This is a genomic window from Pseudomonas sp. BIGb0164 (assembly GCF_024810135.1).
GTDB lineage: Bacteria > Pseudomonadota > Gammaproteobacteria > Pseudomonadales > Pseudomonadaceae > Aquipseudomonas.
The window spans coordinates 168,055-181,296 of the sequence record NZ_JANUEA010000007.1; the positions used below are offsets into that span (position 1 = coordinate 168,055).

14 protein-coding genes are annotated in these 13,242 nt (G+C 59.7%); 11 read left to right on the forward strand and 3 right to left on the reverse strand.

The window, feature by feature from the left end; all coding sequences use genetic code 11:
• Positions 1 to 77 precede the first annotated feature (77 nt).
• Complete coding sequence (locus M2394_RS19530; protein WP_259173732.1) at positions 78 to 1,067, forward strand: zinc-dependent alcohol dehydrogenase family protein; 990 nt, start codon at positions 78 to 80, stop codon at positions 1,065 to 1,067.
• 340 nt (positions 1,068 to 1,407) lie between these two features.
• Entirely contained in the window at positions 1,408 to 1,647 is a 240-nt protein-coding gene (locus M2394_RS19535; RefSeq protein WP_259173736.1) for a DUF6124 family protein, read from the forward strand.
• A 195-nt stretch (positions 1,648 to 1,842) separates the two neighbouring features.
• Here the strand turns inward: M2394_RS19535 and M2394_RS19540 are convergent, their stop codons facing one another.
• Both M2394_RS19540 and M2394_RS19545 read right to left on the reverse strand, forming a co-directional pair.
• Complete coding sequence (locus M2394_RS19540; protein ID WP_259173737.1) at positions 1,843 to 3,603, reverse strand: hypothetical protein; 1,761 nt, start codon at positions 3,601 to 3,603, stop codon at positions 1,843 to 1,845.
• Between the two features lie 187 nt (positions 3,604 to 3,790).
• Positions 3,791 to 5,629: an ATP-binding protein gene (locus M2394_RS19545; protein ID WP_259173741.1), complete on the reverse strand. Its 1,839-nt coding sequence runs from the start codon at positions 5,627 to 5,629 to the stop codon at positions 3,791 to 3,793.
• Between the two features lie 164 nt (positions 5,630 to 5,793).
• Between M2394_RS19545 and M2394_RS19550 the strand changes: the two genes are divergently transcribed.
• The 7 genes from M2394_RS19550 (at position 5,794) to M2394_RS19580 (ending at position 9,944) form a co-directional block, all read left to right on the forward strand.
• On the forward strand, positions 5,794 to 6,036 hold the full coding sequence (locus tag M2394_RS19550) for a hypothetical protein (RefSeq protein WP_178925661.1): 243 nt from the start codon (positions 5,794 to 5,796) through the stop codon (positions 6,034 to 6,036).
• A gap of 38 nt (positions 6,037 to 6,074) precedes the next feature.
• Positions 6,075 to 6,611: a hypothetical protein gene (locus M2394_RS19555; protein WP_259173742.1), complete on the forward strand. Its 537-nt coding sequence runs from the start codon at positions 6,075 to 6,077 to the stop codon at positions 6,609 to 6,611.
• A 16-nt stretch (positions 6,612 to 6,627) separates the two neighbouring features.
• A complete protein-coding gene (locus M2394_RS19560) occupies positions 6,628 to 6,774 on the forward strand; it encodes a hypothetical protein (protein ID WP_259173744.1) in 147 nt (48 codons plus the stop codon).
• A 231-nt stretch (positions 6,775 to 7,005) separates the two neighbouring features.
• Complete coding sequence (locus tag M2394_RS19565) at positions 7,006 to 7,461, forward strand: SMI1/KNR4 family protein (RefSeq protein ID WP_259173745.1); 456 nt, start codon at positions 7,006 to 7,008, stop codon at positions 7,459 to 7,461.
• Between the two features lie 167 nt (positions 7,462 to 7,628).
• Positions 7,629 to 8,093, forward strand: a complete 465-nt coding sequence (locus M2394_RS19570; RefSeq protein ID WP_259173748.1) for a hypothetical protein — start codon at positions 7,629 to 7,631, stop codon at positions 8,091 to 8,093.
• Between the two features lie 163 nt (positions 8,094 to 8,256).
• A complete protein-coding gene (locus M2394_RS19575) occupies positions 8,257 to 8,619 on the forward strand; it encodes a hypothetical protein (protein ID WP_259173749.1) in 363 nt (120 codons plus the stop codon).
• Positions 8,620 to 8,687: 68 nt separating this feature from the next.
• The gene (locus tag M2394_RS19580; RefSeq protein ID WP_259173750.1) at positions 8,688 to 9,944 is read left to right on the forward strand and encodes a hypothetical protein; all 1,257 of its coding nucleotides are present in this window, start codon (positions 8,688 to 8,690) and stop codon (positions 9,942 to 9,944) included.
• On the opposite strand, the gene M2394_RS19585 is transcribed toward M2394_RS19580, so the two are convergent.
• Entirely contained in the window at positions 9,945 to 10,532 is a 588-nt protein-coding gene (locus M2394_RS19585; RefSeq protein WP_259173752.1) for a TetR/AcrR family transcriptional regulator, read from the reverse strand.
• Between the two features lie 106 nt (positions 10,533 to 10,638).
• Here M2394_RS19585 and M2394_RS19590 point away from each other — a divergent pair, with 106 nt between their 5' ends.
• Together M2394_RS19590 and solA are read left to right on the forward strand one after the other, a co-directional pair.
• Entirely contained in the window at positions 10,639 to 11,877 is a 1,239-nt protein-coding gene (locus M2394_RS19590) for an epoxide hydrolase family protein (RefSeq protein ID WP_259173753.1), read from the forward strand.
• A gap of 68 nt (positions 11,878 to 11,945) precedes the next feature.
• The gene (solA, locus tag M2394_RS19595) at positions 11,946 to 13,115 is read left to right on the forward strand and encodes an N-methyl-L-tryptophan oxidase (RefSeq protein ID WP_259173755.1); all 1,170 of its coding nucleotides are present in this window, start codon (positions 11,946 to 11,948) and stop codon (positions 13,113 to 13,115) included.
• Positions 13,116 to 13,242 lie beyond the last annotated feature (127 nt).

A 13,242-nucleotide genomic window follows, 5' to 3' on the forward strand; every position in this document is an offset into this window, starting at 1 on the left:
CCCTTTCCGCGCATTGCCCCACAGCTGTCCCACACCTACAGTGAATGCCTCATTGATCAACACCGAGGTCATCACCCATGGCACGCATTGTCCGACTCCACGCCTACGGCGACGCCAGCGTCCTGAAACTCGAAGACATCGACGTCCCCGCCCCCGCTGCCGATGAAGTGCAAATCGACGTCAAAGCCTTCGGCCTCAACCGCGCCGAAGTGATGTTCCGCAACCACGCCTACCTGCAAGAAGCCGAATTCCCCAGCCGCCTGGGCTACGAAGCGGCCGGGGTGGTCGCCGCCGTCGGCGCTCACGTCACCGACCTTAAAGTCGGCGACGCCGTCAGCCTCATCCCGCCGCTCGACATCGCTCGCTGGGGCACCTACGGCGAAGTGGCCAACGTGCCCGCCCACCTCACCGTCAAACACCCGCACACCCTCAGTTTCGTCCAGGCCGCCGCCTCGTGGATGCAATACGTCACCGCCTGGGGCGCCCTGGTGGAACAAGCCAAACTCACCACCGGCGACGTCGTCCTGGTGACCGCCGCCTCCAGCAGCGTCGGCCTCGCCGCCTTCCAGATCGCCCGCAGCGTCGGCGCCACCGCCATCGCCGTCACCCGCACCCGCGCCAAACAAAAAGCCCTGCTCGACGCCGGCGCCCACCACGTCATCGTCAGCGATGAAGAAGACCTGGTAGAACACGTGATGCAACTCACCAACGGCAAAGGCGCCCGCGTGGTGTTCGACCCCATCGGCGGGCCAGGCTTCGAAGCCCTCACCCAAAGCATGGCCCAGGGCGGGATCTTGCTCGAGTACGGCGCACTCAGCTCGGAGCCGACGCCGTTTCCGTTGTTTACGGTGTTGGGGAAATGTTTGACGCTCAAGGGGTACCTGTACGCCGAAATCGTCGCTGACCCTTTGGTGTTGGCGCGGGCCAAGGCGTTTATTTTGGATGGGCTGGCGTCGGGCGCGTTGGCACCGGTGATTGCGAAGACGTTTGGGTTGGATGAGGTGCAGGACGCGCACCGGTATTTGGAGGCGAACCAGCAAGTGGGCAAAGTGGTGGTGACGGTATAAGGGAATCGTCCTAGGACATTTCCCAAAGGTGGAGAGCGGGTTGCCCGATGGCCTACGCGTAGCCCAGAATCCGCTGGCTTGTGTGCTGGGGTGGTGGAATCTAAGGTTGCGCGGTCGCTGAATTTTTTGGTGATCGGGTTTAGTAGCCTGATGGTTCAATTACGTCGAGTGCACGAGCTTCATCAATCTGACATTCCTGTCGGTGCTTGATGGTGGCTGTGCGTAGGGCGCCTTAGGGCGCGCCGGCTTTGCGTAATTCCCCGGTCTACTAACCTGCGTACAGCTGCCACCCTTTCGTTTAGTAGCGATGAGGTGGCGGCCAAAATCAGGAATTACGAGCATGTTGAAAGCCACACCAGGCCCAACTCCCCTCTTCACCGTCGCTCCCGACGCCAGCACTGAAATCCTCGTCACCAACAGCTATGAAACCTTCACATCAGTCAGCGCCTTACTGCTCGATCTGTCCGAGGGACTGAATGGCAAACACCGCGATACTGCGCTGGCAATTTACCAACTGAGTGAATTAGGCGTGCTGCTCACAGAGAAGCTTCTAGATCGTGAAGTTCCTTGCACTGGCTGATTGTTAGCCACCCCAAACGCAAGCCCGATCGACCATAAAGCTTCAGAGCGAAGAAGAAGGGGCGGCTTTAATTTTAGGAAAATAAATCCGCCCCTGCTTTTTTGAAAAAAATCGCGCACCCTCAGCGTAAGTAGACTACCTCCTCCATTTCAATCGCGTATTACCTTGTTCATTATCTATCAGCCTCAATGCAAATTACGGCCTACAGTAAATAATAGGTGAAACACCTGCTTCTTTTGTAGCGTGAACAAAAGATGAAAGTATCCAAAACATCTGAGTTATATTGCCTGGCACCCTAACGCCCCGTCGAATCTTATCAAATTCACGTGCAACCACTTCCTTAGAGAGAAACGAACAACAAATCACACAACGCTTATTGAACCTATAGTCCTGTCGCATTTCCGAAAGGTAAAGTTTAAAATCCCCACGCAACTGCCTTCTGATGCGTGACATCGCACCACCCCGATAAGTCTCCGACATTTTATCATCATACTTCTTATTAAAAGCACGCAAATCTATATCCATGTTTCCGATATTTTTTATTGCCTGCCCAACAACATCATGCAAATTACTAGCAGACTTACTCACATCGCCATGCTTCGAATGCACAAAGCTTACAGAAAAATCTTTTCTATTAAAAATTATGTGATCGGCCCATTCATCGCCCAGATCGTCACAAAAAATGTAATCACTTTTCTTATAATGTGCTTCTACAATCCCAAAAACCGAGTCAGAATCAAATCTTTTCCTTGCAGGTTTGAATTCTCCTTTCTCCGAGGTAGCAAGCACCAACTCATCCACAACCACCAAAGCTTTCAGAAGGGCTGGAATTTCATTTACGCCACTTCCATCCTTGAAGCATTGCCCCATAAAATACATATACTGAGGATCAGAAAAGCTAATCGTCGTAAGGTTATTTTTATTTATGTAACTTTGCAGCGTCAGCTCTTTCCCGTTCTCATCTAATTTTATCCGACGCAGCACGGAAGAACTCAAAGACAGAGAGCTTTTGTTTTTACTCAAACTCGCCGGCCTGCTAGTCCCTCGCAACAGAAGGCCAGGAGCGGCACCAATTTCATATACCGTTTCAAGCTGCGCAATCAAAGTACTTAATCGCGACCCTTTCAGTTCAAGATTTTTGCCTTTCTTTGTTGTATAGATAAGAGGGACTCTTTTCTCAACAAGGTTATCAACTATATAAGATGACTCTACCAACACTGCAGTGGGCTGAGCAGTACTCCAAACAACATTCAAATCAACAAACTGCGCAAACGACCCTAAAAACTCTTTACTCATGGATGGATTTTTAATTTGTTCAATTTGCGAGCAAACCCAACTCACAACATCATCAAGTGACTTCCGTTCAGATGACTCAACAACCCGACCACTCTGCGAAGAGATAGTTTTTATTCTTCCATGTAATTTCAACTTAAAAAAATATGGTATTGATCGGCCGGCAGCATGCAAAGAAAGCAACCCTCTTAAATCTGCAGCCTCATAAGCCTTTGTGCGCATAGCACGGTCAGAGACGGTCATATTACGCATGGCGATTTTTTGAAATTCCGCATCTTCATCACTGAACGACGACGTCAACTCCGTACTTTTTATCGGGGTAAGGTATTTATTCAGAATCTCCGTGACGCTCGCACAAGATTTTTTCAGAACGGCCAAATACCCATCTATTTTAACGATTAAAATAAGCGCATGAATTAGATCAGATAGAGGCTCTTCCCAAAAATGGACGGGCCTATGGGTGTTAAATACGCGAAGACTAAAAATATATGCCGTGCCGTCATCCAACTCACGAGTCTCATTAAAAATATCAACAATAAAAGCAGACCCAACTGTTTTATTGTCTGATGCCGCGTCTAGAATCTCGCGAAGCTTTACATCCGTTAAAGGGACATCCTCTCGGTAGAACTGGGCATTTTGAGTCAAGCTCAGGCGTTCGGGCATTCTGATACCTCCGTCCATGGACAATTATATGGGCCATCATAGCGCCATCGTTTGTATCATAGAAAACCGCACCGATGAAAATAACAATTTCAATCACCTAACACTGAAGCACGCCGCCCGACTCAGCCAGTACATCGTGATCCAGTCTGGTTAACGAGCGATGTAGCCCAGTTGCAGAATTGCGTCCCTACCTCCCCAACAACTCCCTAACCCTCCCCCCCAACACCTCCACCGCAAACGGCTTCGTCAACACCCCCATCCCCGCTCCCAACTGCCCATACCCCATCACCGCATTCTCCGCGTACCCCGTAATAAACAACGTCTTCAACCCCGGCCTCAGTTCCATCCCCGCTTCCGCCATCTGCCGCCCATTCATCCCACCCGGCAACCCCACATCCGTCACCAGCAGATCAATATGCACATCCGACCTCAACAGTTTCAGCCCCGCCGCGCTGTCGGCGGCTTCGATCACGGTGTAGCCCAGTTCGCCCAACACGTCGGCGAGCAGCATGCGCACGGTGGATTCGTCGTCGACCAGCAGTACGGTTTCGCCGTGCCTTGCGACTTCGAGGGCGGTTTGGCCGGGTTGCAGGTCGTCGCCCGGGGCGGCGCCGTGGTGGCGTGGGAGGTAGAGGGACACGCAGGTGCCTTCGCCTTCGGTGGAGTGCAGGTGCACTTGGCCGCCGGATTGTTGGGCGAAGCCGTAGATCATCGACAGGCCCAGGCCGGTGCCTTGGCCGATGGGTTTGGTGGTGAAGAACGGTTCGAACACGTGGGCCATCACGTCTGGGGACATGCCGGTGCCGGTGTCGGTGACGCTCAGGCGCAGGTACGGGCCTTCGCTAAGGTCGAGGGCGCGGGCGGCGTTGGCGTCGAGCCAGTGGTTGCCTGTTTCAAGCAATATGCGGCCGCCTTCGGGCATGGCGTCGCGGGCGTTGATGCACAGGTTGAGCAGGGCGTTTTCCAGTTGGCTGACGTCGACGAAGGCGGTCCAGGCGTCGGCGGCGCCGGTGGTTTCGATCTGGATGCCGGGGCCGGCGGTGCGTTGGATGAGTTCGGCCATGCCGTACATCAGGGTGTTGACGTTGGTGGCGCGCGGTTCCAGTGTTTGCCGGCGCGAGAAGGCCAGCAGGCGTTGGGTGAGCACGGCGGCGCGTTTGGCCGAGCCTTGGGCGGCGACCATGTATTTGTCCACATCGGCCAGGCGGCCCTGGGCGATGCGGCGGTTCATCAGCTCCAGCGCGCCGGAGATGCCGGCGAGCAGGTTGTTGAAGTCGTGGGCCAGGCCACCGGTGAGTTGGCCGACGGCTTCCATCTTTTGCGACTGGCGCAGTTTCTCTTCGGCCTGCATGAGCATCGCGGTGCGTTCGGCCACGCGCTGTTCCAGGGTTTCGTTGAGGGCGCGCAGTTCGGCCTGGGCGTCGCGCAGGGCTTCGTCGGCGATGGTGCGTTCGAGCAGGTCGGCGGCTTGGCGGGCGAGGATGTCGAGCAGGCGCAGGTCGCGTTCCGAAGGCTGGTGCGGTGTGCTCCAGTGGGTGGAGATCATGCCGAGCAGGCGGCCATCACGGGACAGCAACGGGGTGGTCTGGGCCGAGCGGATGCCGGTGTTGCGGAAGGCTTGCAGGTCGTCGGTGCCGGCGATGTCAGGCCATTCTTCGAAGTCGGGGATGATGGCGCGCTGGCCCAACTGCAGGGCCATGGTGCAACTGCTGTAGGCCATGGGGCTCACCCATTGCCAGAACCCGACCGCTTCCGGTGGCAGGCCGCGCGAACACAGGAGCTGCAACTGGCCGCCATGGCCGGACGGGTGCCCCTCGGGGCACAGCAGCTGCATGGTGCCGAACTGCGAGCCGGTGATGGACACGGCGGCGTCGACGATCTTGCCGTAGAGGGCTTCGAGGTCTTGCTCGCCGATCAGGTCGAGGCTGATGCGGTGCAGGAATTCGATGTCCGACAGGGCGGTTTCCGAGTCGCGGGAGGCGGCGCTGGGAAAGGCGGCCGGGAAGGCGGTGCGTAGGGTTTTCATGGGGCTACCAAGGGAATGGCATTGAGCTATTAGCAGGTTATCAGCAAAGCTGTGACCACGCGCTATGGGCAGACGTTCGGTGGTGATCGCGGCAGAACGCGTGTGTGCGCAGACAGAGGTGTTTACACTGGCGGTTTTGTGCCAATCACTCAGGGAAGAAGTCGATGTCTACCGATCCGTTATGCCTGGTTTTCGTGCCTGCCCTGGTGGCCATCCTCACGGCAGCCGAGGCGGCAAAGGGCGCGCCACTGAACGAAACCGAGGTGTGTGCGGTCCGAGACGCAGCCACCTGTATTGCGCTGCCGTTCAGCGCCGCGCTGGCAATGGAAACCGAGCGCGGTTATCCGGATATCGTCCCGGAAGACTGCTGGAACGAGTGGCAACGCGTGCGCCCTTCGCTTTCGTAACCCCGTTTTTTGCCCGCTACGAATGGAATCGACCCCCTATGTTCACATCGCTACGCCCGTTAAAAACCTTCGCCGGCCTCACGCTGCTGGCCACCCTCACCGCCTGCGGCGCTATCACCGATGTGCGCTCGTTCTCCACCCCCTACACCTCCCCCACCAGCGGCGAGACCGCGCGCCTGCGGGTCATGAGCGATGGCATGGTGCGGGGCGTGCCCAAGTCCGACTGCATCAACTTCCGCCTGCCCGGCGCGGGTGTGATGGTGGCCAACCGCGACGGCTACGCCGACCGCAATGGCGAAACCCTGGGCATGGCGCCCGTCGCGCGCTATTCAAGTAACACGGTGATGACCGAACTGTTGGTGCCCGCTGGGCAGCCCATCGCGTTTCATTACATCGGCGACCGTTGCTACAACATGTTCAGCTTCGTGCCGGAAGCGGGGATGGACTACGAGCTGGACGCCGCCAACCGCTATAAATGCGGGGTGACGCTCAAGCGCATGTTGGTCGGTGAGATCAAAGGCTCCCTGGTGCCATTGGGTGAGAGCAAGTTGTGCAATTGGGCCGATAATTTCTAAGCAAGGCTCACACGCCATGGATATCCACGAGATCCAGCAACGCCTGGCGGGGGAATGGGCGTTTTACTACGACGTCTACTACCCCACTGCGCCCCCTGTGGGAGCCGTCGAGCCCCAGCGAGGCCGCGAAGGCGGCGGCACAGTCAACAGTGTTGTCGCCTGACCCACCGCCTTCGCCGCCTCGCTAAAGCTCGACACCTCCCACAGGGGTCTGCGTAACGACGAAGATCCACTGTAGGCGCCGGCAAGCCGGCTCCTACAGTGGGTGCAGGTCAGCGGATGTACTCGGTCAACGCTGGGTTGGTGAGATCAAAAGCAGCCGCATGCCATTGAGCGAGAGCACGTTGTGCAATTGGGCCGATAATTTCTAAAGCACCGCCGGAGTAGCCCTTCAATGCAATGGAATACCTATTCACCGACCCATCAACCGTTATCCGATGATCTGGTTGACGGTATTCAAAAAGTCATCCGCTTCACCCTGCCCAACGACTACGTTGACTGCGTAAAGCGCTATCACGGCGGGCAACCAAAAGACCGGACCTTGACCATCGAGGTGGATGGCACGCCCTGGAACATCGGCTTCGGCATGCTGTTAACCCTGGACCCCTTCGAGAGCGCGGAGAACATCATCACCGCGCTGGTGACGCTGCGAGAACATCATCAACTGCCTGAACACTACTTGCCGATCGTGGTGGGCGGCGGCGGTGATTACCTGTGCTTCGATTATTCCAAAACGCCCGCCTCCCCCACGGTGGTGTTCTACTTTCATGAACTGGAGGTGGCGGAAGGCATGTTTGATGTCGCGCAGTCCTTCACTGCCTTGCTGGGGATGTTGCAACCCGAGGCGTAAGCCCAGCACTTGGGCTTCACCCTCGCGCTGCCCGTTGGGTGTCGACGCTTCCAGAACATCGGCACAGCAGCCTTATTCCGAATGGGCCTGTAAAACTGTCAGAAATCACAGTACCCACCTCGGTGGCTGCCCTTTAGAGTGAAGGTCGGTCAACCGAGGAGCTCACCATGCCTACCCTGATGTCCCTTCGCACAGCCGCCATGGCGCTACTGTGTCCAACTGCGCTGGCCAGCCTTGTGGCCTGTGCCCCCCACGCGACGACCCAGACGGCCACGTTCTGCCCGGCCATCGCCAGCATCCAGCAGACCAAAGAGGAACAGGGCTATAGCTACACCTCGATATCACCTGGCAGTGGATGGAAAGGCGAAAACCCGTATGCACAGGAGCACTACCTCAAGGGGATGAAGTTCGAGTCGGCCGCCATCCGCACGGGCCAGGCGGGCCCAGGCGAGCGGGAGTACTACTTCGTGGCCTGTGACTACGAAGGGCCGGAGCAATTTGCATTTTTGAGGATGTCGCAGCGCTTCCCGCAACGGCCGACTGCCGTAGGGCCAAACTGGAACGCGGACGACTTCTGCCGCGCAACGTCAGAGGATGGCTGCCCCTTCACAAATTTCGCGCCCGTGCCATAACCCCCTGTGGGAGCCGTCGAGCCCCAGCGAGGCCGCGAAAGCGGCGGCACATCCAACACATATGTCACCTGCCCCACCGCCATCACCGCCCCACCAAACCCCAACAGCCCCAACCCAGGAGACTCTGTTAACCTGCTGCGCCTGCCCCTTTCCCGAGCGTCCCATGGCCCTCTCAAAACGCGACATCACGGGCCTCGAACGCGAGCTGGTCACAGCGCTCACCGACGCCTGCGACACCGCCAAAACCGAAATCCCCGGGTTTGAATGGCTGACCCACACCGTCAACCACGCCGACTTCCCCGGCAGCCTGCGCATCACCTGGGTCTTCGACACCCGCGCCAACAAGGACCACGCCGTGGCGACCGGGCTGGACGCGCGCATCCGCGAGCTGACCGCCACCGCCCTGCAAGCCGCCCAGCTCCCGCCCGTGCCGTTGCAGCGCTGCATTGAGCTGGACAGCGAAGAAGCCTGCCAAACCCAGCACGGCGGCAATTGGCGTTTGCGCCTCACCCGCTCAGCCAACTAGAGCCCGGCGCCCAACTGCTGGATAATGCCCGCCCTGCTCCCTGCTCGTCGAAAAGGAAGTTCCGCCCCATGAAGTTGCCGTTTTCCGCCGCCCTGCTCGCTGCTGCCTTGCTGGTGCCAGCCGTGTCCCACGCCGACGATGCCGCGCTCACCGATACGCTCAAGGCCTTCACCCACTGCGACGAGCGTTTCTTCAGCAACCTGAACACCCACCGCGATGCCTGGCAGGCCTATGCGCCGCTCAAGCAGGACAAGAATTTCAGCTGGATCGCGGTGCGGGATCGCACCAACCGCCAAGCCAATGCCGTGCCGGTGAGTGCGCCGGCCATCGCAGGGTTGAAGCTGCTGTCGTACAACGATGAAGTCGCCGATCTCGGCCCACTGGGCCTCTACTATTACTGGGGCTTCGTGGTGGACGGCGGTCTCGACGAGGTCGCCCAACGCCTCGCGCCGTTGATGGAACAACGCGGCGCGCTGATTAAAACCGAGGGGCAATACAGCCGCAGCGAGCTGAAGGTGGGCAACGGCTGGCAGTCGATCAAACCCATGCCGGGCAAGGCGCCGGGGTTGCGCCATGTGGAGCGTGTGCTGATCGTAGAGCCAGAGAACACGCAAGGTACGCAAACACGGGTGAGCTGTTCGGTACAGGGTGGCGTCAACGCCGGGATCCTGGCCGAGTTGCGCCCGGACATCGCGCCGGTGAACTACCCGCGCACCGTCGTCGAAACCTCCATCGGCGACGTGCCGGTGCCCGCCAACGTGCGCCAGCAACTGGACGTGCCGCTGTTGCAACCCAGGTTCAAGACCTTGAGCTACAGCTACGTGTCGAAGGACGGCAGTGGCAAGGACAACCCGGTCAGGGTCACCTTCAACGCCGAGGGCGGCTTGCTGCGCAAGAACGAAGCCTACGGCGAGGCGTTCAATGTGGACCGCCTGATGCTGGCCGATCTGGTCCAGTTGAAATCAAAAATGAACGGCTTGGGCGCTGACCAGGTCATGCAAACCCAGTCGGCTGAATTGAAGGTGCCGAGCAGTTGGGCCCCCGGCCAAACGCTGAGCGCTTACATGAAAATGGCCTATGTGCCCGTCAAGCCCACCGACAAACCGACCGACACGACCTTGACCTGCCAGGTGGGCGAGCGCTTCCCGGCAAGCCAAGTGTTTACGTCGTTGACGGGCGATGCGATCCGGCTCACCTGCGAGCAGGGCGACTACAAGTCCACCCGTGCGTTCATCGAAGACCTGGGTGTCGCCCTGACGCTGGAGTCGGTGTCGAGCAAGGCGCGTATTGTGAATGAATACACAGCCTTTGATGTGGTGCGCTGACTAAAGCCCCAGCCCCTGCAACACTGTGTCGACCTGGCGCTCGAAGCCAGGTCGCTCGAACTTCACCAAGGCCATGCGCCACAGGCCTTGCAGGTAGGTGAGGATCACCGTGGCGGTCACTTGCGGGTCCAACGAGGCCGGCAACAGGCCCTGGGCCTGATCCTCGCCCAGGCGCTCGGCCATGATGCCGCGCACCGCTTCCAACCCTTGCTCGGCGCGCTCGCGCAGCTCCGGGTCTGACAACACCACGTCCGTCACCATCGCCGCCACCATGCACAGGGGCGATGGCATCTGTGCGCCTTCCAGGTCATCGAGGATCACGCTGAAAAATGCGCGGATGCCCTCGGCCGCCGTGGGCGCCGCCACCAGGGCTTCCAGGCGCCGCGCCACCACGTCGTCTTCGTAGCGTTGCACGCAGGCCAGGTACAGCTGCTTCTTGCTCTTGAGCGAGTTGTAGAAGGAGCTTTCGCCGATGTCCATCACCTTGAGCAAGTCGCGCAGGCCGGTGGCCACGTAGCCACGCTGCCAGAACAACACCTTGGCCTTCTCGACCGCCTGGTCGTAATCAAACGCTATTTTTCTTGCCATGGGGCACCTGCCGATTCTGTATCGGCCGATACAATATCATTGACGCGGGATTTCTGCTCGGGCTATTTTGTAGCGGTCGTTACAAACAATTCCCTTGGAGACAGAAATGCCCGCAACATACGATTTTTCCGCCCATCGCCCCCTGGTCTTGCCGCCTGCCACCGAGGACGTCACGCCGTTTGAAGTGCACGTGCCCCAGGCCGCCCTCGAAGATTTACAGCTGCGCTTGCGCCTGGTGCGTTGGCCCGATCAGGAATTGGTGGAGGACTGGTCCCAAGGTGTGCCGCTGGAGGCGGCGAAGTCGCTGGTGGACTACTGGCTCAACGGTTATGACTGGCGCCGGTTTGAAGCGCGCTTGAACAGCTTCCCCCAGTTCCGCACGCGGATCGACGGCGTGGGTATCTACTTCATCCACGCCCGCTCGCCGCACCCAAATGCCACGCCGATCCTGCTGACCCACGGCTGGCCGGGCTCGGTGCTGGAGTTTCTGGAGGTGATCGAGCGCCTCACCGATCCGGTCGCCTTCGGCGGCACGGCTGAAGACGCGTTTGATGTAGTGGTGCCGGCGATTCCCGGCTACGGCTTTTCCGACAAACCCACCGAGCAGGGCTGGAACCCGGCGCGTATCGCCCGGGCCTGGGCGGTGCTGATGCGCGAGCGGTTGGGCTACAGACACTGGGTGGCCCAAGGCGGCGACTGGGGTGCGGCCATCACCACGGCGCTGGCCGGCCAGGCCCCCGAAGGCTTGAAGGCAGCGCACGTGAATTTGCCGATGGTGGTGCCGGCGCACTTGCCCGCCCACCCCACCGAGGAAGAACGCCAGGCCCTGGAAGACATCGAGCGTTACGTCAGCGACAAGGCCGGCTACGCCAACCAGATGAACACGCGCCCGCAAACCATCGGCTATGCCCTGAACGATTCGCCGGTGGCCCTGGCCACGTGGATGTATGAAAAATTCTGGGAATGGACCGACAACAACGGCCGCCCCGAAGACGCCCTCAGCCGTGACCAGATGCTCGATGACATCTCGCTGTACTGGTTTACCGGCACCGGCACCTCAAGTGCTCGCCTGTACTGGGAAGGCGTGGGCGCGACCATTCGTGGCGCGGACTTTTTCTCGTCGGCCAGGGGCGGTGTGGAGCGCATCCAGGTGCCGATGGGCGCGAGCCTGTTCCCCGCCGAAACCTTCAAGCCGCCACGCGCCTGGGCAGAGGCGGCGTGGGCCAACCTGTTCTATTGGAATGCCGTGGACAAGGGCGGGCACTTTGCAGCCTTCGAACAGCCGCAGGTGTTTGCCGAGGAACTGTGGAAGGCGTTCCGACCGTTTCGCGCCAGCGCCGGTTGATCGCGGCCATTGTGTTTTAGCCGTGGTTGCACTCAACTAAGCGCCCTCCCCTCTAGCGAGTATCGACAGTGGAACGTTATGAATCGCTGGTCATCGGTTTGGGCGCCATGGGTGCCGCCACGGTGTACCAATTGGCCAAGGCCGGCGTGAAGGTCGCCGGCATCGACCGTCATCACCCGCCGCACACGCTGGGTTCCAGCCATGGCGACACGCGGATCACGCGGTTGTCGGTGGGCGAAGGCGCGCCGTACGTGCCTATCGTGCGTAACTCGCACCGTATCTGGCGCGAGCTGGAGGCGGTGTCGGGGGAGGCGTTGTTCGAGCAGTCGGGGTTGTTGGTGCTTACGTCCAGCGAGGATTTCGACCCCAGTGATGCCACAGACTTCACCCTGCGCACCATCGCTTTGGCGCAAACCTACGGCATCGAACACGAGGTGCTGGATGCCACGCAGATTCGCCAGCGCTTCCCGCAATTTGTCACGGTGGCCGACGACGCCATCGGCTACTACGAGCCCGGTGGCGGGTTTGTGCGGCCGGAGCGCTGCATCGACGTGCAGCTCAAGCTGGCCGAGCAGCACGGCGCCACGCTGTACAAAGGCGAGACTGTGACCCACATCCGTTCGGATGAGCACGGTGTGACGGTGACCACCGACAGGCGCACGTTGCAGGCGGACAAGCTGGTGGTGAGTGCCGGCAACTGGGCGGGCGGGTTGTTGGGCGCGCCGTTTGATCAGTTGCTCAAGGTGTACCGGCAGCAGCTGTTCTGGTTCGAGCTGGAACCGGGTGCCGACCTGGTGGGGAAATCGCCCACCTACATCCTCACCCACGGCCGGGGCGACAGTCAGAACCACTACGGCTTCCCCGCGCTGCCCGGCGAAGGCAGCCTGAAGGTTGCCACGGCGCAGTATCACACCCACTCCACGCCGGAAACGCTGGACCGCACGGTATCCCCGGCGCAGGAACGGGAGATGTATGAGCGCCAAGTGCAGGGCCGTATTGCCGGGCTGACGGGCAAGGTGGTCAAGTCGGCCGTGTGCGCCTACACGGTGACGCCGGATCATCACTTCATCATCGACCAACACCCGACGTTGCAGCACACCCTGGTGGCGTCGCCGTGTTCGGGGCATGGGTTCAAGCATTCGGCGGCGTTGGGCGAAGCGTTTGCCCAATGGTGCATGCACGGCAAGAGCGAGCTGGATTTGTCCTCGTTCTCCCTGGCCCGCTTCAACGCCCCCTAACCCACCCGGAACCGCGCAACCTTGCCGGCGATGGCGGTGGGTCATTGACCGATGCACCTACCGCCATCGCCTGTAGTGAGCGGGCTTGCCCCGCGCCGCGGTATACCTGACCCACCGATAAACCTGA